This is a genomic window from Mesorhizobium maamorense (genome assembly GCF_044998965.1).
Taxonomy (GTDB): Bacteria; Pseudomonadota; Alphaproteobacteria; order Rhizobiales; family Rhizobiaceae; genus Mesorhizobium.
Map to the genome: position 1 here is coordinate 1029828 of NZ_CP173356.1, position 22887 is coordinate 1052714.

A 22887-nucleotide genomic window follows, 5' to 3' on the forward strand; every position below is an offset into this window, starting at 1 on the left:
GCTTTGTCGTGGCATCGTTGCTGGTGACGCGGCCCCAGCCTGTGGTTAGAACTTGTCGGCAAAAGGACATTTGGGGAGGACAGCATGGGCAATCCGTATGAACAGGATCTCGACAGGAACGCTGCCAACCACCAGCCGCTGACGCCGCTCACTTATCTGGAGCGGGCCGCCAAGACCTATCCCGATCATGTCGCCATCATCCATGGCCGGCAGCGCGTGACGTATCGCGATTTCTGGCGGCGTTCGCTGCAGCTCGCCTCGGCGCTTGCCGGGCGCGGCATCGGCAAGGGCGACACGGTGACGGTGATGCTGTCGAACACGCCGCCGATGCTGGAGGCGCATTTCGGCGTGCCAATGACCAAGGCGGTGCTGCATTCGCTCAACACCCGCCTCGACGCCGCCGTGATCGCTTTCCAGCTCGACCATGCCGGGACCAGGGTGCTCATCGTCGATCGCGAATTCTCCGAAGTGGTTCGGCAAGCGCTCGATCTGGCCAAGGTGAAGCCCCTGGTCATCGACTATGACGATCCCGACTACGCCGCGGACGCTCCCTATCCGAAGGGCGGTCGCATCGGCACTCTTGATTACGAGGCCTTCGTTGCCGAGGGCGAGGAGAATTTCGCCTGGTCGACGCCAGACGACGAGTGGGACGCCATTTCGCTCAACTACACCTCGGGCACGACAGGCAACCCGAAAGGCGTCGTTTATCATCATCGGGGTGCTGCGCTGATGGCCTACGCCAACACCGTCCATGCCGGCATGGCCAAGCACGCGGTCTATCTGTGGACACTGCCGATGTTCCACTGCAATGGCTGGTGCTTTCCGTGGACCTTGGCCGTCCAGGCCGGCACCCATGTCTGTCTGCGCTGGGTTCGGCCGAAGCAGATCTACGACGCCATCGCCGACCATGGCGTCACCCATCTGTGCGGCGCGCCGATCGTCATGTCGGTGCTGATCAACGCCAGGGATGAGGACAAGCGCCAGTTCCCGCAAGCCGTCACCTTCAACACGGCCGCCGCGCCGCCGCCGGAAGCGGTGCTCACCGGCATGGCCGATGCCGGCTTCGCCGTCACGCATCTCTATGGTCTGACCGAGACCTACGGCCCGGCGGTGGTGAACGAATGGCACAATGAGTGGGATCATCTGGAGAAGGGGCAGAGGGCCACGAGGAAGGCCAGGCAAGGCGTCCGCTACGCCGCGCTCGAAGGCCTCACGGTGATGGATCCCGAAACGATGACGCAGACGCCCGCCGACGGCCAGACCATCGGCGAGGTCATGTTTCGCGGCAACATCGTCATGAAAGGCTATCTCAGGAACCGCAAGGCCACCGACGAGGCGTTCGCCGGCGGCTGGTTCCACTCCGGCGATCTCGGCGTCATGCATGCGGATGGATATATCCAGCTCAAGGACCGCTCCAAGGACATCATCATTTCGGGCGGCGAGAACATTTCCTCGATCGAGGTCGAGGACGCGCTCTACAAGCACCCGTCCGTTGCGTCTTGCGGCGTGGTGGCGCGGGCGGACGAGAAATGGGGCGAGGTGCCGGTCGCCTATGTCGAGCTGAAGCCCGGCAAGACAGCGACCGAGGCCGAGATCATCGAGCATTGCCGTGCGCTGCTTGCCCGCTTCAAGCTGCCGAAAGCGGTGGTGTTCGCCGAGATTCCCAAGACCTCGACGGGGAAGATCCAGAAATTCCGGCTAAGGGAGATGGCGAAGGAGGCGTAGGCCGCATGGCCGCTCTTGCGATGACCCCGACAATTTGCGGCGGGCTTTGTGACTTCGTCATCCCAGGGCGAAGCAAGGACCAAGCGACGCGGCGCAGACCCTAGGATCCATGCCCTGATGTCAGTCAAAAAATGAGGCGGATCAGGAAGTTACTGTAGCCCACAGCAGCCATCCTCGACTGCCGGAGCACGGCCGCAAGGCCACGGCATGGATCCTAGGTTTCCGCTACGTCGCTTCGCGACTGCTTCACCCTGGGATGACGAAGTGCGAGGCGAGCCACCCCCTCACTGTCACCATCTGTCACCATTTTGTACGCGTACGCCGAATCCGCGTTGACATCGCGTTCCTTTCGATTTACGAGTGACGAAAATTAAAATTCATCACTAGTAAATCGAAAGAGGCTATGTCCGAAACCGCCAACCTCGTCGCCGATGCCGCTCGCCACGAGAATGTAACGCGCATTCTCGATTGCGCCGAGCGCCTGTTCCGGCACTATGGCTACGGCAAGACCAATGTCGCCGACATTGCCCGCGAACTCGGCATGTCGCCAGCCAACATCTATCGCTTCTTTGCGTCCAAGGTCGAAATCCACCAGGCGGTCTGTGGCCGGATGCTCGGGGCCAGCTACAGGATGGCCCACGAGATCATGCATTTGCCGATCAGCGCCGAGGAACGGCTGCGGCGCTACGTGCACGCGCAGTACAAGATGACGATGGAGGTCATGCTCGACGACCAGAAGGTCCATGAGATGGTCATCGTCGCTCTCGAGCGCGATTGGGGCGTCATCGACAAGCATGTCGACAGTATCCACGATCTTTTTGCCGAGGTGATCCGCGAGGGCATCGCGGCCGGCGAATTCAGGGAGCAGGATCCGGTGATTGCGTCGCGTTGCTTCGGCGCCGCCACGGTCATTTTGTGCCACCCGCAGATGGTGGCCCAGTGTCTTGCCAAGACCAACCGGGCAATGCCCGACGACCTCATCGACTATGCGATCAAGGCCTTGAAGAAATAGCCGCCGCCCGCCGGGCGCCGGCAACGACAATCAATCTCCAGTTTGGGAGTGCTAAGGTGTCTTCGTCCAATTCCATTATCCGCTGGCTGCCCGTTGCCGGCCTGATCGTCGCGGCACTCGGCCTGGCCGGTTGTTCCCAGGAGAAGGCGGAGGTCAGGGATATCATCCGCCCCGTCAAGGTCGTCGAGATCGGCGCGGCGCAGACCACCCGCCAGCTCGATTATTCCGGCTCGGTGCGTGCCCGCACCGAGATGAATCTCGGCTTCCGCGTTGCCGGCAAGGTCACCGAGAGGCTCGTCGACATCGGCCAGCATGTCACCTCGGGCGACGTCCTCGCCCGCATCGATCCCTCCGATTACGAGCTTTCGGTCAAAAGCGCCGCGGCGAGCCTTGACGCCGCCGAGCGCCAGGTCGAGACGGTGGATCTCGCCAGGAAGCGCGCCGAGCAGCTTTATGCCAAGAATTTCGCGCCGAAATCGCAGCTCGAGCAGGCGACGCTGGCCTACAACCAAGCGGTCGCGACGCGCGATGCCGCCCGCTCGACCCTCGCCCAGGCTCAGAACCAGGTGCACTATACCGACCTCAAGGCGAGCGAGAACGGCATCGTCACCGCGGTCAGTGCCGATGTCGGCCAGGTGGTCGGTGCCGGCACGCCCGTGATGACGGTTGCCGTCGACGGCGAGAAGGAAGTGCTGATCGCGGTGCCGGAAATGGATATTGCCGGCTTCAGGCCGGGGAAGGAGGTCAAGGCAAGCTTCTGGGCGGACGATGCGCTGACGCTTGCCGGCAAGGTCCGCGAAGTGGCCGGCAGCGCCGACCCGCAGTCGCGTACCTTCGCCGTTCGCGTCTCGCTCCCCAACGATCCGCGCGTGCTGCTCGGCATGACCGCCAACGTGCAGGCCTCGATCGACAGCAAGACCCAGCTGGTCTCGATCCCGCTCAGCGCCCTGGCTGAAAAGGACGGCCAGAAGATCGTCTGGGCCGTGGACCGCGGCAGCGACACCGTGCATTCGCGTCCGGTCAAGATCGCGAACTTCACCGCCGATGGCGTCGCGGTTGCCGACGGCCTCAAGCAGGGCGACGTCGTGGTTGCCGCTGGCACCCAGTTCATGACCGACAATCTGAAGGTCAAGCTGTCCGGCGACAGTCTCCAGCAGTCCGCCTCGGCGGCGGACGACGCTGCCACCAGCAGCCTGCGCTGACAGCCAGGCACTACGAAAGCCCCCTGTCTTGGCGGCGCGAGCCGCAAGACCGGGCAGGCCATGGTTTCCGGGCGGCAGGCGCCCGATCGTCGAGACGCCGGCAAGATGGCTCCCCCGCATCATTGTCGCGTCACACGCGATGCGAGTCTCTCCGCTTGAGGGAGCTTCGCCGCCCGGAAGCCAGACGAAGAACGCATGAACGGCATGATGAACCTGCCTTGCAGATCAACTGGACTGGACTGGCGCCATGACCACCGACAGCAACACTGAAAAGCGGCCTTTCAACCTCTCGCGTTGGGCGATCGGGCATCCGAGCATCGCACGTTTCCTGTTCGGCCTGATCATCCTTGCCGGTGCGCTCGGCCTGATGCGCATGGGCCAGAAGGAAGATCCCGATTTCACCTTCCGCGTCATGGTCGTGCAGGCGATCTGGCCGGGTTCTTCGATCCAGGAGATGGAAGACCAGGTCGTCAACAAGATCGAACGCAAGCTGCAGGAAACGCCGCATCTCGACTTCGTGCGCTCCTACACGCGCGCCGGCAGCGCCATCATCACGGTTCAGATCAAGGGCGACACCAATGCTGCCCAGGTCAACGACGCCTTCTATCAGGTGCGCAAGAAGGTCGGCGACATAGCAGGCGATCTGCCGCAGGGCCTGCTCGGCCCCTATTTCAACGATGAATTCGGCGACACCTTCATCACCTTGCATTCCATCAGCGGCGATGGCTTCAGCTATCCCGAATTGAAGAAGTTCGCCATCCAGGCCCGCGACATGCTGCTGACGACGCCCGGCGTCGAGAAGGCGGTCATCATCGGCGACCAGCCCGAGAAGATCTATATCGACGTCTCGTCCAAAGCGCTGGCCGAGCGCGGCCTGACGCTGACCGACCTGCAGAACGCGATCAAGGGACAGAACAATGTCGACCCGGCAGGCTCTGTCGACACCGGCCTGCGCTCGGTCCGCATTTCGGTCGAGGGCGATGTCACCAGGGCCGCCGACATTCGCGAGCTGCGCTTGCGCGCCGGCAACCAGGTGACGCGCCTTGGCGATATCGCCACCGTGAGCTCGGGGCTGGAGGATCCCTTCGAGCGCAAGTATCGGTTCAATGGCCACGAGAGTGTCCAGCTCGGTGTCGTCATGGCCAAGGGCTTCAACGTCACCGATGTCGGCAAGGACGTCGAGGCGACCTACAAGCGATTCGAGGAGGCGCTGCCCTATGGCGTCTCCGTCGATCAGATATCGGACCAGCCCGAGGTCGTCAGGGACGCTGTCAGCGAGTTCATGCATGCGCTCGGCGAAGCGCTGCTGATCGTGCTCGTCGTCTCGTTCCTGTCGATCGGCTGGCGCTCCGGACTTGTCATTGCGATCGCCATCCCGCTGGTCCTGGCCGCCACCTTCGCCATCATGTACGAGATCGGCATCGACCTGCAGCGCATTTCGCTCGGCGCCTTGATCATCGCCCTCGGCCTGCTTGTCGACGACGCCATGATCGTCGTCGAGATGATGGAACGCAAGCTGGAGGAGGGGCTGGTCAAGATCGAGGCGGCGGGTTTCGCCTATTCCTCGACCGCTTTCCCGATGCTGACCGGCACGCTGATCACCACCGCCGGCTTCATTCCGGTCGGCTTCGCCGCCTCCACCGCCGGCGAATATGTCCGCACGCTGTTCTACGTCGTCGGCATCGCGCTCGTCGTGTCCTGGTTCGTGGCGGTCTATTTCACGCCATGGCTGGGATATATGATCCTCAAGCAGCGCAAGCATGCCGGCTCCCACCACGACGTCTTCGACACCAGCTTCTATCGCCGGCTTCGCTCGACCGTTACCTGGGCCGTGCGCCATCGCATCATCGTGCTGACGATGACGCTGGTGACCTTCGCCACCAGCCTGTGGGCCTTCCAGTTCATTCCGCAGAACTTCTTCCCGCAATCGTCTCGCCCGGAAATCCTCGTCGATCTCTGGCTGCCGGAAGGCACCAGCATCAAGGAAGTCGAGACGCAGGCCAAGGCGCTGGAAGCCAAGATGATGGACGACAAGGACAAGCGCTTCATCGCCACCTATATCGGTGAAGGCGCGCCGCGCTTCTTCCTGCCGCTGGACCAGCAGCTCAGGAATCCGAACTTCGCCCAGCTTCTTGTGATGGCCAATGACGAGCCGGCGCGCGAGCGGCTGATCGTCAAGCTGCGTACCATCCTGGCGCAGGACTTCCCCTCCATCCGCGGCAAGGTCGACCGCTTGTTCCTCGGGCCGCCGACAGGCTGGCCGGTGCAGATGCGCGTCATGGGCCCGGACCGCCAGGAAGTGCGACGCATTGCCGACCAGGTGAAGGCGAAATTCCAGGCCAACCCGCTGCTCGGCGCCGTCCATGACGACTGGCTGGAACCTGTGCCGGCGATGAAGCTGGTCATCGACCAGGACCGCGCCCGTGCGTTGGGCGTCACCTCGCAGCGCATCCGCCAGATGCTGCAGGCGTCCATGTCCGGCGCGCCGCTGGGCGACTTCCGCGACGGCGAAGAAACGGTGTCCATCGTCGCGCGCGAGCCGGATGCCAGCCGCGCGCTGCTGTCCTCGGTCGATTCCATCTACATCCCGACCGATTTCGGTGGCTTCGTGCCGCTGTCGCAGGTGGCCAAGGTTGTGCCGGTGCTGGAGCAAGGCGTCGAGTGGCGGCGCGACCGCTTGCCGACCATCAGCGTGCGGGCGACCTTGCCCGACGGCGTGCAGTCAAACGACGTCGTCACCAAGATGTACAACGACATGAAGGGCCTGCGCGATGGTCTGGCGCCCGGCTACAAGATCGAGATCCAGGGCGGTGCCGAGGATTCGGCGGAAAGCCAGGCTTCCATTGCCGCCAAGGCGCCGATCATGCTGGCCGTCATCGTCATATTGCTGATGGTCCAGCTGCAGCATTTCGGAAAGGCTATGCTTGTTCTGGCCACCGGTCCACTCGGCATCATCGGTGCGGCCGCGGCCCTTTTGATCAGCGGCGCGCCGTTCGGCTTCGTCGCCATCCTCGGCGTCATCGCGCTGCTCGGCATCATCATGCGAAACTCCATCATCCTCGTCGACCAGATCGACCAGGACATCGCGAAAGGCATGGAACGCTCCGAAGCGATCATCGGCTCGGCTGTGCGCCGTTTCCGGCCGATCGTGTTGACGGCAATGACCGCGGTGCTGGCGCTGATCCCAATCTCGCGCGGCGTGTTCTGGGGGCCGCTCGCCTACGCCATGATGGGCGGCATTCTGGTTGCAACCGTGCTCACCATCCTGGTGCTGCCCGCTGGCTACGCCCTGTTCTTCGGCCGCGAACGCAAGAAGGTGCCGACCGACGAACAGACGCCCGAACCGGAAACCGCCGAAGGCGTCGAGAGGCCGCAACTCGCTTTGGCGGCTGAATGAACCAGATCGGCCGGTCTCATTTGAGACCGGCCGATTTCTGTTCTTGCGGAGCCGAAGGCCGCTTGCCCGTCAGGCAATCAGATGACGAAAAACCAGTTGGCGATCAGCATTACCGCCACGCCGGCGACCAGCGTCAGATAGGGCAGCATGCCCGCCTTTTTCACCGAGAGGTCCGCTCCCGCCATGCCGAGGTCGGCCAGCATGTGGTCGGGGAACTTGCCGCCGTCCTGGATGTAATGGCGGAAGCAGAACACCGGGATGATCAGCGCCGCGGTGATCAGCCCGGCCCACAGCGCCATCGGGTTCCACACCTTGGCGCCGGCGCCCATGAAGATCGCGTTGACATAGGCGAAGACCGCCCCGATCCCCAAGAGCCACGTCGGGGCCTTCCATGGCCGCGCGATATGGCCGTTGTCGATGCGATGGATCCAGCCGGCATTGAGGTTGAGGAAGTTGAAGATGATGTAGCCGCAATTGGATACGGCGAGAATGAAGAAGAAGCTCGTCGCGTCGGCCGAGGCGATCGCCAGCACGATCAGGTTGAAACACAGGTCGGTCCACATCGCCCGCGTCGGCGCGCCATGTTCGTTGACATGGCTGAGGTAGCGCGGCAGCCAGCCGTCGACGGAGCCCTGGTAGAGCGTGCGCGAGGAGCCGGCCATAGCCGTCATGATGCACAGCACCAGCGCCAGGATCATCAGCATCACCAGCAGGCTGTGGATAAGTCCGCCGCCGCCGACCATGCCGGCGAGAGCATCCGCCACGCCTGAGCCGTCGACGATCGGCGTCGCCAGCATGCCGTTGAGGCCGAGCACGCCCTGGAAGGTGAACGGCACCAGGATGAACAGCAGCATGCAGAGCAGGCCGGAATAGAAGATGGCCTTGAAGGTATCGGTGCCCGGGTTCTTGAACTCGGAGGTGTAGCAGACGGCGGTCTCGAAGCCGTAGGTCGACCAGGCGGCGATGAACATGCCGCCGAGCACCAGCGTCCAGCCGGCGATGTTCCAGGCGCCGGGCTCTGGCGCATAGGCGGCGGCCAAGGGGACCAGCGGCGAGAAATTGGCCCAGTTGATCTGGCCGGTGAAGATCGGCACGACGCCGACGATCAGCATCGGGACGATGACCAGCAGGCCGATATATTTCTGCACATTGGCGGTGCCCAGGATACCGCGATGCTGGATCGAGAAGATCATCAGCATCAGCACGGCGCCGATGAAGAAGGTGGCGTTGAAGGTGAAGGACACCGGACCCAGCGTGTGACTGAACGCCGACCAGGTGCGGATCGCCGGGGTCGCCGCCGCGGTCACCGCGGTGATGGCGTCGCCGGCGCTCGTTCCGGCATGTGCCGCGATATAGGCGGCGACCTCGGGCGACGTGTCGGTAAAGATCGGCACCGGCGCCAGCGCATTGAGGATATAGGCGGCGGCGATCGAGCAGCCGAGCGAGAGCACCGGCGACCAGGCAAACCAGTTGCACCATACCGACAAGGGCGCGATGAACTTGGAGTAGCGCAGCCAGGCGGTGGCGCCGTAGATCGAGGCGCCGCCCGATTTGTTCGGGAACAGGCCGGCGATCTCGGCATAGGTGAAGGATTGCAGGAAGCCCATGACCATGGACACCGTCCAGATCAGGAAAGCGAGCGTCCCGGTCGTGCCGGCAATGCCGCCGATCGAGAACAGGACGAGGGCCGGGACGCCGCTCGCCACCCAGAAGGCGCCGCGCCAGTCGATATGCCTGAGCAGCTTGCTTTCGGCAGGCTGGTCCAGGACCGTGCTTATGGTGCTCATGTCGGTGAATTCCCCTTTTTGATGTTCCCCGCCGGCGACGCCTCGACTTTGCGAAGCTTGCTCCCCGGCCAATATCGCCGCGACTTCAGTGTTTCCACTCAGTCGTATTTTTTTCTTAGGAGTGAAGATTGATCCGGCGCGCTTTCACGTCAAGCGTTTTGTCGCGCCGTGCACATCACGCTTGCGGGCGGGCGCACAAATGTGCCCCGCGGCGCCGCCGACGGGCAATCCCGTATGCCCGGAAGGCCGCGGTCAGGAACGCGGCCTGGTCTTCTGCGGATCGTAATGGGCGAAGGCCACGACTCGCGCCGGCAGCCGCTTGGCGTGGCCGTCGAGCTTGCCGATTTCAACTCGCGCGCCGATGGCGGCGTGGGTGACATCGAGCCGCGCCAGCGCGATGGTCTTGTTCAGCACCGGCGAGCGCATGCCCGACGTGACGACGCCGATCTGGGCGCGGCCGACATGCACGCAATCGCCATGGCCGACCGCGACGTTGGCATCGATGTCGAGCCCGACCAGTTTGTTCTGCGGGTTCTCCTTGCGCCGGATCAGCGCCTCGCGGCCGATGAAGTCGTCGGTCTTGGACTTCAGCGGCACGGTGAAGCCGATGCCGGCCTCGAACGGGTCGGTCTGGTCGGAGAACTCGTAACCGGCGAAGATCAACCCGGCCTCGATGCGCACCATGTCGAGCGCCTGCAGGCCCATCGGCTTCAGCCCATGCGGCTGGCCGGCGGCCCAGATCGCGTCGAAGACCTTTTCGGCGTCGCGCGGATGACACCAGATCTCGTAGCCGAGCTCGCCGGTATAGCCGGTGCGTGAGACGACGACCGGAACGCCATTGCCGCCGCCGATGCGCGCGACGGCGAAGCGGAACCATTCCAGTTCCTCGATCGACGGCTGCAGCGGCGAGGTCCAGATCACCTTCCTCAGGATGTCGCGGCTCTTCGGCCCCTGCACGGCGATATTGTGCATCTGGTCGGTGGACGAGCGCACCAGCACGTTGAGGCCGAGCTTTGTGGCTGTCTCGCGCAGCCACTCGCCGGACAGATCGTCGCCGCCGACCCAGCGGAAATTGTCCTTGCCGAGCCTGAGCAGCGTGCCGTCGTCGATCATGCCGCCATGCTCGTAGCACATGGCGGAATAGACGACCTGGCCGACGCCGAGCTTCTTGACGTCGCGGGTCAGCGTGTACTGCAGCAGCGCTTCGGAATCCGGGCCGGTGACCTCGAATTTGCGCAGCGGCGACAGGTCCATGATCACGGCGTCCTGCCGACAGGCCCAGTATTCGGCGATCGCGCCTTCCCTGGCGAAGGAGTTGGCCAGCCAATAGCCCCTGTACTCGACGAAGTCGCGGGTGTGCTTGGCAAAGCTCGAATGAAAGGAGGTCTCGCGGGTCATTTTCGGTTCCGAATCGGGCGTCATGCGTCTGGCGATCGCACGCGAGAATTTGTGCTGGCCGGAATAGGTGCGCACATGGATGTCGGTCAGGTCCCAGCCATTGGCCGGCGTCGTATCGTCGGGGCAGGCGGAGGACACGCAGACGATGTCGGTCAGGGCCCGCAGCAGCACATAGTCGCCGGGCCGCGACCATGGCTCGTCGGAGACCATGATGCCATGCGCGTCGATCGCCGTGTTGAAGAAGAAGTTGATAGCCATCCAGCCGGCGCGTGGTGTGACGCCCTTGTCCGACAGCGCGCGGTTGAAGTTCTCCGAGCAGTTGGCATGGCCGGGATAGCCGATGTCATCGTAATATTTGGCGGCGCATGCGAGCGCGAAGGCGTCGTGCCGGCCGCATGTGTCCTGCACCACTTCGACCAGCGGCTCCATGTCCTGGTCGTAATACTTCGAGTGCAGCCCCGGCATCGGATAGCTCGCGCCCATCAGCGTGCGTGTCGTCGTCACATCGAGCGGATGGTCGAGCCCCTTGTCCAGCTTGCGCGCCGAAAAGCACTGGAAGTCGGTGCATTGGCGCCCGTCGACGTCGATGATCTGCAGATAGTCGCCGGCTTTGACGAAGTAGGATTCCGCCGTCGCCGAATGGACGCGCAAATCGAGCACCGGATCGGCGAGCGGGTCAGCCAATAGCGACTTCGCCGCCGGACGGATGGTGGCACGCCGCACGATCACGGTAAGCGGCGTCGCCGTATCATGGCCGTCGACCAGCATCGGCCCGCCGGGCGCGGCAATCACCACCGAGCCGTCGCGCACGACGGTGAAAGCTTGTTCGGTGCCGGCCGGCGTGGCGCCGCCGAACACGCGCACCGCCTTGGCCTGGTCGAGCCGCACCTGCCGGCGTGCGAGCCCGCGCCGCAGGGACGCGAGGCTGTCATCGCCCTCGGCAAGCAGCGCCTTGATGCCGGCGGCATTGCTGTTGGAGTTTTCCCCGAGGATGGAGGGATCGGTCGCACCGGTGCCATCCCATGCCAGCAGTTCGCAAGCCTGGCCGCCCTCGACATTGCGCACCGTGATGGTGTCGCCGGCCTCGACCTCGATCAACACCGCACCATCGCCCTGGACCGTATAGCGCTCCATGCCCGGCGGCAGCGCGATCTGGCCGGGCCGCAGGATCAGGCTCGGCCGGGGTGGTCCGGATGCGACGGCAGGGTAGGGCGACTGGCTCATCTCAGCCTTGCGGTTCGAGAAACAAGTTTGCCTGTGTGTGAAATTATTTTAGCAGCAAGAATAGCAGTGCGGGTGGGTTTGGCAAGGCGGTGGTGGGGCAGGTTCTTCCTTCTCCCCTTGTGGGGTCTGAAGGACGGGACGAGATCCGTGGCTCGCCCCAGGGCGGTGGATCAGTGCCCAGCGCCGAGACGGTTGAGGGGGTGGGTGACGGCGTGCCGTCATTGCCAAGCTGGAGCACCCTCATCCGACCTCGCTCCGCGAGGCCACCTTCTCCCACAAGGGAGAAGGGAAGGGCGTGCGCAAGGCTACGTCACTTCCTCGGAATGGCTGATATTCAAACCATATTCCGCCGCCGCATCGAGCATCGTGTGCCACAGGCTCTCGGCAAAGGTCGCGAAGACCAGAACGTTGAACACCGCCTGTCCGTCCGCCCGATCATTCCCACACCAGAGCGTGACGCTGGTGTGATCCATCGAGGTCGCGGCGGCAGAGCCGACCGCGAACACACCGGCATGCAGATCGAGCGATGACAGCTTGGCCAACATCGCCCGCGCCTTGTCACCGGAGATGCTGATCAGCGCCCGCGCATGCGACTGGTCAGACAGCGAAGCCGATCCGGCAAGCAGAGGAGCAAGCGCCTTCATCCCGTGCTTGCCACTCTTCGACAGCACGAAAAACTGATCCGGCCCGGACCAGATCAGCGTGGCGTCCGCAATCCGCACCGCCTTGGGCGCATCCGGACCGGCAATGCCGAAACACGCCGTCGCAGCCCTGGCCAGGTCACCCGCCTTGCCGCGGCGTGCCATCACTTGCACGAGGTCGAAATTGCGGATCTCGGTCAGCGAAACGCCGGTATCGCCCTGCGCGCCATGCGGACCGACGACCAGCGTGCGGTCGAGAGGGCTGCGCGCATCCCAGGTAAATTCAGCCACGCTGGCGCCCTCCATCCGGGTCGTAGAAGACGGGATTGCACAGTTCGACATCATACTCCTCTGCGCGCAGCGGATCGTGCGCGCGCACGGTCTCGCCGATACGCTCGCGACCACGTTCCACGAGAGCAAGCCCGATCCATTGATCCGATGTCGGCGAGAAGCAGACTGAGGTGACATAGCCCTGGTCGTTATCAGGTCCGGGCGTCTGGCCCTTCGGAACGATGTGCGCGCCGGAGCGCAGCCGCCGCGCCTTGTCGGTCGGCTTGATGCCGACGACGACCTGCCGGTCCGGCGCGACCAGCGCCTCGCGCCCGGCCATGATGCGGCCCACAAAATCCTTCTTGGTCGACATCATCTTGCCCAGGCCGAGGTCGGCGGCCGTGGTCGTGCCGTTCAGTTCCGGTCCGGCGACATGGCCCTTTTCGATGCGCATGACGCCAAGAGCCTCGGTGCCGTATGGCGTCACGCCGAACGGCTTGCCGGCCAGCATCAGATTGCGCACGAGCGCCTCGCCATAGCGCGCCGGCACCGAAATTTCGAACGCCATTTCGCCGGAGAAAGAGATGCGGAACAGCCGTGCCTTGATGCCGCCGCGCAGCGCGATTTCGCGTGCACCCATGAAGGGGAAGCCCTCGTTCGACAGATCCTCTGTCGGGTCGACGATCTCCTTCAGCAGATCACGCGTCTTCGGCCCGGCGATCGAGAATTGCGCCCACTGGTCGGAGACCGAGGTCAGTTGCACGTCCAATTCGGGAAACAGCACCTGCCGGCAGAATTCGAGATGCTGCATCACCAGCCCGGCCTTGGCGGTGGTGGTGGTGAGGAAATAATGATCCTCGGCCAGCCGCGAGGTCGTGCCGTCGTCGTAGACGAACCCGTCTTCGCGCAGCATCAGCCCGTAGCGCGCCTTGCCGACGGCGAGGCTGGAGAAGGTGTTGATGTAGACGCGGTCGAGGAAGGCGCCGGCATCGGGGCCGTGCACGTCGATCTTGCCGAGCGTCGAGACATCGCAGAAGCCGACGCCGGAACGCACCGTCTTGACCTCGCGTGTGACGGATTCCAGCCAGTCCTTCTCGCCCGTGCGCGGATACCATTGCGCGCGCTTCCACAGGCCGGTGTCGACGAAGACGGCACCCTGTTCGGCGGCCCAGTGATGCGAGGGCGTCAGCCTTGTGGCGTGGAAAGTCTCGTCGCGGTGATGGCCGGCAAAGGCGCCGATCGCGACCGGCACATAGGGCGGGCGGTAGATCGTCGTGCCGGTTTCGGGAATGGACTTGCCCGACACCGCGGCCATGATGGCAAGGCCGGCGACGTTGGAGGTCTTGCCCTGGTCGGTCGCCATGCCGAGCGTCGTGTAGCGCTTCAGATGCTCGACCGACTCGAAGCCCTCGCGCTGCGCCAGTTCGATGTCGGAAGCTGTGACATCGTGCTGCTGGTCGACGAACGCCTTGCCCTTGCCGGCGACATGCCAGAGCGGCGTCAACGAGAACGCCTCGTCATCGGCAGTCGGTGCTGTGCCGGCCTTGCCGCAGCGCCCGGCGTCGAGCGCGGCTGCCGCGCCTGCTGCAAACCCTCCCGCCAAGCAGGCGCCGAGACCGAACGAGCCATTGGCTGCACCGGCGGCGACCATGCCGGGAGGCGCGCCGTCGGGCACGAAGGCGGCGATGTCGTCGCGCCATTTCGGCCGGCCGCGATGATAGGAGGTGAGCCCGACCGCCGGGTTCCAGCCGCCGGAGACGGCAAGCCCGTCCGCTTCCACTTCGGCTCGCACGCCGCCGGTGAGAGAGACGGAGATTTTCCTCACACCGTCCTTGCCGCCGTCCGCACGGCTGACGGCGCCATGCAGCACCGGGAAGCCGCTCTTCGAGGCGAGCGAACGATGGGCGGGCGAGACGTCAGGCCGTGCGTCGATGACCGCCGCAATCTGCAAGCCTGCGCCGAGTACTGTCTCGACCGTGCGCCAGCCATCCTCATTGTTGGTGAACAGCGCGATGCGTTTTGCCGGCGCGGCGGCATAGCGCGCGACATAGGTCCGCATGGCCGAAGCCATCATCACGCCGGGCGTATCGTTGCCGGCAAAGACGACCGGCCGCTCGAGGGCGCCGGCCGCGACGACGCAACGCCTGGCCACGATGCGCCACATGCGCTGGCGCACCTGGTGCTCGGGCGGCGAGGGCAGATGGTCGTTGACCCGCTCGATCGCGCCATAGGTGCCGCCATCGTAGACGCCGAACAGCGTCGTGCGGGTCATGATGCGGACATCGGGCATTGCCTCGAGTTCCGCCAGGGTTCGCGACAGCCACTCGGCTGCCGGCAGCCCGTCGATCGTGCCGCCATCCGAGAGCAGGCGGCCGCCGGGAATAAAATCCTCTTCGCACAGAATGACGCGGGCGCCGGAGCGGCCGGCGGCAAGGGCCGCCGCAAGCCCGGTCGGGCCGGAGCCGGCGATCAGCACGTCGCAATGCGCCCAGGCCTTGTCATAATGGTCGGGATCGGCAACGCCGGCGGCGCGGCCGAGGCCTGCGGCGCGGCGGATCGCCGGCTCGTAGATCGCCTCCCAGAATTTCGCCGGCCACATGAAGGTCTTGTAGTAGAAGCCGGCGACGAAGATCGGCGCGAAGATCTGGTTGACCGACATCACGTCGAAATGGAGCGACGGCCAGCGGTTCTGGCTGGCGGCCTCGAGCCCTTCATAGAGCTCGGCGGTCGTGGCCTTGGTGTTCGGCTCGCGGCGTGCGCCGGTGCGCAGTTCGACCAGCGCGTTGGGCTCTTCCGAGCCGGCGGTCAGAATGCCGCGCGGACGGTGGTATTTGAACGAGCGGCCGACCAGCTTGACGCCGTTGGCGATCAGCGCCGACGCCAGCGTGTCGCCCTCGAAGCCGAAGAACGTCTTGCCATCGAAGCGGAAGCTCAGCGGTGACGAACGATCGAGGAGGCCGCCAGTGGAGAGACGATTGGACTGGGAGGAAATCACGATGCAGCCCCATGCACTGGCGTCGCGCTGCCCCTCATCGCCCTGCCGCTTCTTACCCTCCCCCTGGTGGGGAGGGTCGCTGCGAAGCAGCGGGGTGGGGGGCGGCGCCGACCCCACCCGGACCTGCGGTCCGACCTCCCTACAAGGGGGAGGTAAAGACGTACCGGCCTTCACCGCGGCGCTGAGCTGGACAGAAAAATTCATTTCGCAACCTGCCTCGCCCCGGCGCCCGCCGCCGGCTCCACGGCCGAAATTTCGTGCGTCAGCGTGTTGCGGGTGACCTTCAGCCACGCTCGGCAGCCGCCGCCGTGATACCAATTCTCGTCCATCACGCCGGCGACATTGTCGCGCAGGTAAACGTAGTCGAAGACGTCGTCCTCCGAAGCGCCAGCCTCCGGACGCATCGGCTTGGCGTCGCCGAGATAGGTGAACTCGCCGAGGTCGCGTTCGCCGCAGAAGGGACAGGTGATGCGCATGGCAGGGCCTTCAGTGCAGGTTCGGTTGGGCGCCCTGGCCCTTTTCGTCTATCATCGCACCAGACCGGAACCGGTCGAGGCGAAAGCGGGCGGCCTCCTTGTGGGACTGGTCGCGGGCCAGCAGGTGGGCAAAGACGAGGCCTGAGCCCGGCGTCGCCTTGAAGCCGCCATAGCACCAGCCGGCATTGAGGTAGAGCCCGTCGACCGGCGTCTTGTCGATGATCGGCGAGCCGTCCATCGACATGTCCATGATGCCGCCCCACTGGCGCAGCAGGCGCACGCGGCCGATCATCGGCATCAGCGCCATGCCGCCTTCGCAGACGTCTTCCATCACAGGCAAATTGCCGCGCTGGGCGTAGGAATTGTAGCCGTCTATGTCGCCGCCGAAGACCAGGCCGCCCTTGTCCGACTGGCTGACGTAGAAATGGCCGGCGCCGAACGTCATCACATTGGGGATGAGCGGCTTGATCGCCTCGGAGACGAAAGCCTGCAGCACATGGCTTTCGATCGGCAGGCGCAGGCCCGCCATCGCGGCGACACGCGAGGAGGAGCCCGCGACGGCCATGCCGACTTTCCCAGCGCCGATCTTGCCGCGCGAGGTCTCGGCGCCGGTCACCTTGCCGTTGGCGTCGCGCACGAAGCCCGTCACTTCGCAATTCTGGATGATGTCGACGCCGAGCGCGCTCGCCGCATGGGCGTAGCCCCAGACCACCGCGTCGTGCCGCGCCGTGCCGCCGCGCCGCTGCAAGAGCCCGCCTTGCACGGGAAAGCGCGCATTGTCGAAATTCAGGAACGGCATCATCTTCTTGACCGCGGCAAGGTCGAGCAATTCGGCATCGATGCCGTTGATGCGCATCGTGTTGCCGCGCCGCGCATAGGCGTCGCGCTGCGCGTCGGAGTGATAGAGGTTTATGACGCCGCGCTGGCTGACCATCGTGTTGTAGTTGAGGTCCTGCTCCATCCGCTCCCACAGCTTCATCGATAATTCGTAGAAGCCGGTGTTTCCGGGCAGGCCGTAATTGGAACGGATGATGGTGGTGTTACGGCCGGCATTGCCGGAGCCGATCCAGCCCTTTTCAAGTACGGCGACATTCCTGATGCCGTACTCGCTGGCGAGGAACCAGGCGGTGGCCAGGCCATGGCCGCCGCCGCCGATGATCACCACGTCGTAGCGGTCCTTCGGGCTGGCGTCGCGCCAGGTGCGCTGCCAGTTCTTGTGGCCGGAGAAGGCGGCGCGGGCGAGCGAGAAGATCGAATATTTCATACGTTCATTCCGAGGTCGCTCGCACGCTGCGCCGGTCAGATGTCCAGCGTGTGGTCGCGCTCCCATTGCGTGAAGTGCGAAGCATAGGAATTCCATTCCTGGTGCTTCAGCTTTAGATAAGCCGACGAGAATTCCTCACCCAGCGCCGTCTTGAGCGATTTGTCATTGTCGAATTCGCGCAACGCGTCGAGCAGGTTGAGCGGCAATTTCGGCGCGCCCTCCACCGTGTGACCGTGCTGGTACATATCGATGTCGTAGCGCCTGCCGGGGTCGGCCTTGGAGCGGATGCCGTCGAGGCCGGCGGCGATGATGACGGCTTGCAGCAGATAAGGGTTGGCCGCGCCATCAGGCAGCCGCAGCTCGAAACGGCCGGGGCCGGGCACGCGCACCATGTGGGTGCGGTTGTTGCCGGTCCAGGTCACCGTGTTTGGCGCCCAGGTGGCGCCTGAAATGGTGCGCGGGGCGTTGATGCGCTTGTAGGAGTTGACGGTCGGGTTGGTGATGGCGGCGAGAGCCGAGGCATGTTTCATGATGCCGCCAAGAAAGTTCTTGCCCTTGGCCGACAGGCCGAGCTCCATCGAATTGTCGGCAAAGACATTGGTCTTGCCTGTTTTGTCCCACACCGAGATGTGCGCATGGCAGCCATTGCCGGTCAGTCCCTGGAAGGGCTTGGGCATGAAGGTGGCGCGCAGGCCGTGTTTCTCTGCGATCGACTTGACCATGAACTTGAAGAAAGAATGCTTATCGGCGGTCGCCAGCGCATCGTCGAAGGCCCAGTTCATCTCGAACTGGCCGTTGGCATCCTCGTGGTCGTTCTGGTAGGCGCCCCAGCCGAGCGCCAGCATGTGGTCGCAGATCTCGGCGATGACGTCGTAGCGGCGCATCAACGCTTGCTGGTCGTAGCATGGTTTCGCCGCCGTATCATATTCGTCGGAGATCGTTTTGCCGTCGGGCGAGATCAGGAAGAATTCCGCCTCGACGCCGGTCTTGACATGCATGCCGTCGTTAGCGGCTTCCGCGATCAGTCGCTTAAGCGTGTTGCGCGGTGCCTGGTCGACCTCCTTGTCGTCCATGATGCAGTTGGCGGCGACCCAGGCGACGTCAGGCTTCCAGGGCAGCTGGATAACCGAATTCGGATCCGGCACCGCCAGCATGTCGGGATGTGCCGGCGTGAGGTCGAGCGAGGTAGCGAAACCGGCGAAGCCGGCGCCATCCTTCTGCATATCTGATATCGCCTGCGCCGGCACCAGCTTGGCGCGTTGCCCGCTGAACAGGTCGGTGTAGGAGATCATGAAATATTTGACGTTTTTCGCCCTTGCGAACTCTGCAAGATCAACTGTCACGGAAGTTCCCCATTTTTGTCGATTGTTGGCCCTAGAGCATATGGCCTTCGGCCCTTTGTTGATCAGAAGCCGTTCTTCCCCGGTATCCAGTTGGTGCCGGCCAGCGGCACGCCGGCCATCGCGGCGGCCTCGATCGTGAGTGCGACGAGATCCTCGGGTTCGAGATTGTGCAGGCTGTTCTTGCCGCAAGCGCGGGCGATGGTCTGCGCCTCCAGCGTCATCACCTTGAGATAGTTCGCCAGCCGGCGGCCGGCGGCCACCGGATCGACCCGCTTCATCAGTTCGGGATCCTGCGTGGTGATGCCGGCCGGGTCGCGGCCTTCGTGCCAGTCATCATAGGCGCCTGATGTGGTGCCGAGCTCGTTGTACTCCGCCTCCCAGCGGGGATCGTTGTCGCCGAGCGCGACAAGGGCAGCCGTGCCGATGGAGACCGCGTCGACGCCGAGCGCCAGCGCCTTGGCGACATCGGCGCCGTTGCGGATGCCGCCCGAGACGATCAGCTGCACCTTGCGATGCATGCCGAGATCCTGCAGCGCCTGCACCGCCGGCCTGATGCAGGCGAGCGTCGGCTGGCCGACATTCTCGATGAACACTTCCTGCGTCGCCGCCGTGCCGCCCTGCATGCCGTCGACGACGACGACGTCGGCGCCGGCCTTCACCGCAAGCGCTGTGTCGTAGTAGGGGCGGGCGCCGCCGACCTTGACGTAAATCGGCTTCTCCCAGTCGGTGATTTCGCGCAGTTCGAGAATCTTGATCTCGAGATCGTCCGGCCCGGTCCAGTCGGGATGGCGCGAGGCCGAGCGCTGGTCGATGCCCTTGGGCAGCGTGCGCATCTCGGCGACGCGATCGGAGATCTTCTGTCCGAGCAGCATGCCGCCGCCGCCGGGCTTGGCGCCCTGGCCGACGACGACCTCGATGGCATCGGCGCGCCGCAGGTCGCGCAGATTCATGCCATAGCGCGAGGGGAGATATTGGTAGACGAGTTGCTTGGAATGGCCGCGCTCTTCCTCGGTCATGCCGCCGTCGCCGGTCGTGGTCGAGGTGCCCGACAGCGTCGCGCCGCGCCCGAGCGCTTCCTTGGCCGGGCCCGACAGCGAGCCGAAGCTCATGCCAGCAACGGTGATCGGGATTTTCAGCTCGATCGGCTTCTTGGCATGGCGTGAGCCCAACACGACTGATGTGTCGCAGCGCTCGCGATAGCCTTCGAGCGGATAGCGCGAGATCGATGCGCCCAGGAACAGAAGGTCGTCGAAATGCGGCAGCTTGCGCTTGGCGCCGGCGCCCCGGATGTCATAGATGCCGGTGGCCGCGGCGCGGCGGATCTCGGAAAGCGTGTAGTCGTCGAAAGTCGCGGATTTGCGCGGCGTCGTCGGCGGGTTGCGATAGGTCATGCTGCCTCAATACGCGTCGGCGTTGTCGATATTGAAATTGTAGAGCGTGCGCGCCGAGCCGTAGCGCTTGAACTCCGACGGCTTGACGCCGGTGACGCCGGCGCGATCGAGCAGGCCTTGCAGGAGTTCGAGGTGTTCGGGCCGCATTTCCTTGGCGATGCAGTCGGCGCCCAAACTGTCGACCTTGCCGCGCACGAATAGCCGTGCCTCGTAGATGGAATCGCCGAGCGCGTCGCCGGCATCGCCCAGCACCACCAGATTGCCGGACTGCGCCATGAAGGCCGACATATGGCCGATATTGCCGTGCACGACGATGTCGATGCCTTTCATCGAAATGCCGCACCGCGAGGACGCATTGCCCTCGATGACGAGCAGCCCGCCCTTGCCGGCGGCGCCGGCATATTGGCTGGCGTCGCCTTTGACTGTTATCGACCCCGACATCATGTTTTCGCCAACGCCGGGTCCCGCCGAACCATGCACGGTGATGGCACTGCCGGAATTCATGCCGCCACAGTAATAGCCGACGCTGCCGCGCACATCGATGCTGACCGGCTGGTCGACGCCGACGGCGACCGAATGGCTGCCCTTCGGGTTCAACACTTCCCAGGCGGTCTCGTTCGAGCCTGGCGTCAGATTGTGCAGTGCCTGGTTGAGCTCGCGCAGCGACATCTGGTCCAGGTCGAACACCCGGGAGGCATGGTCGCTCGCCGCCGCGGTTGAAAGTTTTGTTGCCGGCATGAACTCAATGCTCCCAGAAATAGACGGTTGCGGGTTCCGGTTCCCAGACTCTCGCATTGTCTATGCCGGGCAGTTTGGTCAGCGCGCGATATTCCGAGCCGAAGGCGACATACTGGTCCGTCTCGGCCATCACGGCGGGCTTGCAGGCGATCGGGTCGCGCACCACGCCGAAGCCGTTCTTGGTGCCGACGACGAAGGTGAAGAAACCGTCGAGATCTGAGAGGGTGCCCTCCAGCGCCTCGCCGAGGTTCTTGCCATGCGCCATCTGGGAGGAGAGATAGGCGGCCGCCACTTCGGTGTCGTTCTCGGTCTCGAATTTCATGCCTTCGCGGACCAGTTCGCGGCGAACGTTGTTGTGGTTGGACAGCGAGCCATTGTGCACCAGGCACTGGTCGGCGCCGGTCGAGAATGGATGCGCGCCCATCGTCGTCACCGCCGATTCCGTCGCCATGCGGGTGTGCCCGATGCCATGCGTTCCGGTCATCCCACGGATGTCGAAGCGGTCGACCACAGCCTCGGGCAAGCCGACTTCCTTGTATATTTCCACGGCTTCGCCGGCACCCATGATGCGGATGTCGGGCCTGAGCGACTGGATGGTCTCACGCGCGGCATCGACCTTTTCGGGCGTGGTCCTGATGACGGCATGCGTCGATTTTACCATGACGCTCACCGGCACGCCGAGCGCCTTGGTGAGTTCGGCGTCCAGTCCACGGAAATCACGCTCCGGCCTCGGCGACTGGATGGTGATCTTGGCCTCGTTGCGGGACGGCGCACCATAGATCGCGATGCCGGCGCTGTCGGGTCCGCGATCGCTGAGCGATACCAGCATCTGCGACAACATCGCACCGAGCTGCGGCTCCAGCGCCTTGTCCTTCAGGAAAAGTCCAACGATTCCGCACATGCCAGCCTCCAGACCGTTTGTAGCCAAAAAATGATGTATCGAATGAGTTCGGGGAATTCAATTGGTATGAAAAAAATATTCCTCTCGTTACGCGTTGTGTTTTGTCCCATCCGGCGGCCCATCGCCTTGCCGGCGCATGGAATGGGCCCATTTGGCGGTCCGGATACGAGCCATCTTGTAGGCGTCAAGGATCGACAGCGCATAGATCAGGAAGCCGCCGGCGTGGCGGCCGACAAAGCTGGCGTCGGGCGGGGCGATCTTCGCCGTCACCCAGGCCAGGATGACCATGAAGAAAAGAAACTGCAGGCCGCGCGTGGGAACGCCCAGCATGACGTGGCCGCTGCCCGGCAGCAGGGTTGCCGCGCCCAAGACGATATATGGGCTGGTAGGTCCGGGCGAGGGGGTTGCGCCGGTCATGCCGCTTTCCGTTCGTTCCTGTTGATCGCGTCGCGCAGTCCCGAAAGGGATACGAGCAGCCGCGAGATCAGCGCCGGGTCGATTTGCGCGTCACCGAAAGCGGCTTGCCGGAAGACACCGTAGCGGGCCCGCTCGGCTTCGGCCAGCAGCCAGACGATACGCACACCCTTTGGCGTGATCAGTAGCTCCTTGGCGCGTCCTTCTGAAAAGGGCTCCAGGTGGTCGGCGATGATGTTTTGCGGGAAGCGCACGCCTCTGCGGTCCGTTCGAAGCACCGCCTCGGCGGGAAAGCCGGGCGCCTTCGGCAGCGTGTGGTCGAGATGGTCGAAATTGGAGAATGTCGTCGGCGAGCCCGGCCGCATCATCATGTCGAAGGTGCCGGGCACGGCTGTTTTCTCCGTTATCGATACGCTGAGCCAGCGCGCCGGCAGCTTTCTCGTCGCCAGCGTGTCGACGATGGTGCGCAACTGCACGCGCTGGCCGTTCCACGAGCCTTCCCACGTAACGACGCCGGCAGTACCGTCCGAGACATCTTCGGCGTCGGCAATGACGGCGCGGATGCTGGCCTGGTCGGCGGCGCGCGCCACGGCAGCCCTGTCGCGGCTGCGGCGTGCCAGCCAGGCAAAGTGCAGGACGAGAGCCAGGACAGCCGCCCCGGCAAGCAGTGCTGACGTCACCTCGGACATTTCGTCATGCCAGGCCCGCC

The 22887-nt window shown here is 64.3% G+C and carries 16 protein-coding genes; 4 read left to right on the plus strand and 12 right to left on the minus strand.

All coding sequences use genetic code 11. From position 1 onward, the window contains the following. Nucleotides 1-84 precede the first annotated feature (84 nt). From ACIU1A_RS05350 to ACIU1A_RS05365, 4 genes are all read left to right on the plus strand, one after another. On the plus strand, nucleotides 85-1725 hold the full coding sequence (locus ACIU1A_RS05350) for an acyl-CoA synthetase (RefSeq protein WP_404926808.1): 1641 nt from the start codon (nucleotides 85-87) through the stop codon (nucleotides 1723-1725). Between the two features lie 403 nt (nucleotides 1726-2128). Further along, the gene (locus tag ACIU1A_RS05355) at nucleotides 2129-2737 is read left to right on the plus strand and encodes a TetR family transcriptional regulator (RefSeq protein ID WP_404926809.1); all 609 of its coding nucleotides are present in this window, start codon (nucleotides 2129-2131) and stop codon (nucleotides 2735-2737) included. 74 nt (nucleotides 2738-2811) lie between these two features. After that, nucleotides 2812-3939, plus strand: a complete 1128-nt coding sequence (locus tag ACIU1A_RS05360) for an efflux RND transporter periplasmic adaptor subunit (protein WP_404927853.1) — start codon at nucleotides 2812-2814, stop codon at nucleotides 3937-3939. 247 nt (nucleotides 3940-4186) lie between these two features. Continuing rightward, nucleotides 4187-7336 carry an efflux RND transporter permease subunit gene (locus ACIU1A_RS05365; RefSeq protein WP_404926810.1) on the plus strand — a complete coding sequence of 1050 codons (3150 nt, stop codon included), beginning with the start codon at nucleotides 4187-4189 and terminating at the stop codon, nucleotides 7334-7336. 77 nt (nucleotides 7337-7413) lie between these two features. Here the strand turns inward: ACIU1A_RS05365 and ACIU1A_RS05370 are convergent, their stop codons facing one another. From ACIU1A_RS05370 to ACIU1A_RS05425, 12 genes are all read right to left on the minus strand, one after another. Next, entirely contained in the window at nucleotides 7414-9123 is a 1710-nt protein-coding gene (locus tag ACIU1A_RS05370; RefSeq protein WP_140514686.1) for an APC family permease, read from the minus strand. 252 nt (nucleotides 9124-9375) lie between these two features. Beyond that, complete coding sequence (locus ACIU1A_RS05375; RefSeq protein ID WP_404926811.1) at nucleotides 9376-11745, minus strand: DUF1989 domain-containing protein; 2370 nt, start codon at nucleotides 11743-11745, stop codon at nucleotides 9376-9378. Between the two features lie 305 nt (nucleotides 11746-12050). Next, the gene (locus ACIU1A_RS05380) at nucleotides 12051-12677 is read right to left on the minus strand and encodes a sarcosine oxidase subunit gamma (RefSeq protein WP_404926812.1); all 627 of its coding nucleotides are present in this window, start codon (nucleotides 12675-12677) and stop codon (nucleotides 12051-12053) included. Then, nucleotides 12670-15648 (minus strand): sarcosine oxidase subunit alpha, encoded by a 2979-nt coding sequence (locus ACIU1A_RS05385; protein ID WP_404927854.1) that lies wholly within the window; start codon nucleotides 15646-15648, stop codon nucleotides 12670-12672. Before ACIU1A_RS05385 ends, ACIU1A_RS05380 begins: the two co-directional genes overlap by 8 nt. Nucleotides 15649-15851: 203 nt before the next feature. Continuing rightward, nucleotides 15852-16127 carry a sarcosine oxidase subunit delta gene (locus ACIU1A_RS05390; RefSeq protein ID WP_140520863.1) on the minus strand — a complete coding sequence of 92 codons (276 nt, stop codon included), beginning with the start codon at nucleotides 16125-16127 and terminating at the stop codon, nucleotides 15852-15854. A gap of 10 nt (nucleotides 16128-16137) precedes the next feature. Next, on the minus strand, nucleotides 16138-17391 hold the full coding sequence (locus ACIU1A_RS05395) for a sarcosine oxidase subunit beta family protein (protein ID WP_404926813.1): 1254 nt from the start codon (nucleotides 17389-17391) through the stop codon (nucleotides 16138-16140). A 35-nt stretch (nucleotides 17392-17426) separates the two neighbouring features. Further along, a complete protein-coding gene (gene glnT, locus ACIU1A_RS05400; RefSeq protein WP_140497861.1) occupies nucleotides 17427-18734 on the minus strand; it encodes a type III glutamate--ammonia ligase in 1308 nt (435 codons plus the stop codon). Between the two features lie 62 nt (nucleotides 18735-18796). Beyond that, nucleotides 18797-20125 (minus strand): FMN-binding glutamate synthase family protein, encoded by a 1329-nt coding sequence (locus ACIU1A_RS05405; RefSeq protein WP_140514697.1) that lies wholly within the window; start codon nucleotides 20123-20125, stop codon nucleotides 18797-18799. Nucleotides 20126-20131: 6 nt separating this feature from the next. Continuing rightward, entirely contained in the window at nucleotides 20132-20863 is a 732-nt protein-coding gene (locus ACIU1A_RS05410) for a protein GlxC (protein ID WP_404926814.1), read from the minus strand. Between the two features lie 4 nt (nucleotides 20864-20867). After that, nucleotides 20868-21764, minus strand: a complete 897-nt coding sequence (locus ACIU1A_RS05415) for a glutamine amidotransferase family protein (RefSeq protein ID WP_140497865.1) — start codon at nucleotides 21762-21764, stop codon at nucleotides 20868-20870. An 87-nt stretch (nucleotides 21765-21851) separates the two neighbouring features. After that, nucleotides 21852-22181, minus strand: a complete 330-nt coding sequence (locus tag ACIU1A_RS05420; protein ID WP_140497867.1) for a hypothetical protein — start codon at nucleotides 22179-22181, stop codon at nucleotides 21852-21854. Then, complete coding sequence (locus tag ACIU1A_RS05425) at nucleotides 22178-22867, minus strand: hypothetical protein (RefSeq protein WP_181165153.1); 690 nt, start codon at nucleotides 22865-22867, stop codon at nucleotides 22178-22180. The genes ACIU1A_RS05420 and ACIU1A_RS05425 overlap by 4 nt, the downstream gene beginning before the upstream one ends. Nucleotides 22868-22887: the final 20 nt, after the last annotated feature.

Coding starts and splice junctions, on each gene's coding strand:
- ACIU1A_RS05425 (WP_181165153.1), bottom strand. CDS start 22,867: ATGTCCGAGGTGACGTCAGCACTGCTTGCCGGGGCGGCTGTCCTGGCT.
- ACIU1A_RS05365 (WP_404926810.1), top strand. CDS start 4,187: ATGACCACCGACAGCAACACTGAAAAGCGGCCTTTCAACCTCTCGCGT.
- ACIU1A_RS05415 (WP_140497865.1), bottom strand. CDS start 21,764: ATGTGCGGAATCGTTGGACTTTTCCTGAAGGACAAGGCGCTGGAGCCG.
- ACIU1A_RS05405 (WP_140514697.1), bottom strand. CDS start 20,125: ATGACCTATCGCAACCCGCCGACGACGCCGCGCAAATCCGCGACTTTC.
- ACIU1A_RS05420 (WP_140497867.1), bottom strand. CDS start 22,181: ATGACCGGCGCAACCCCCTCGCCCGGACCTACCAGCCCATATATCGTC.
- ACIU1A_RS05370 (WP_140514686.1), bottom strand. CDS start 9,123: ATGAGCACCATAAGCACGGTCCTGGACCAGCCTGCCGAAAGCAAGCTG.
- ACIU1A_RS05355 (WP_404926809.1), top strand. CDS start 2,129: ATGTCCGAAACCGCCAACCTCGTCGCCGATGCCGCTCGCCACGAGAAT.
- ACIU1A_RS05410 (WP_404926814.1), bottom strand. CDS start 20,863: ATGCCGGCAACAAAACTTTCAACCGCGGCGGCGAGCGACCATGCCTCC.
- ACIU1A_RS05395 (WP_404926813.1), bottom strand. CDS start 17,391: ATGAAATATTCGATCTTCTCGCTCGCCCGCGCCGCCTTCTCCGGCCAC.
- ACIU1A_RS05350 (WP_404926808.1), top strand. CDS start 85: ATGGGCAATCCGTATGAACAGGATCTCGACAGGAACGCTGCCAACCAC.
- ACIU1A_RS05390 (WP_140520863.1), bottom strand. CDS start 16,127: ATGCGCATCACCTGTCCCTTCTGCGGCGAACGCGACCTCGGCGAGTTC.
- ACIU1A_RS05375 (WP_404926811.1), bottom strand. CDS start 11,745: ATGAGCCAGTCGCCCTACCCTGCCGTCGCATCCGGACCACCCCGGCCG.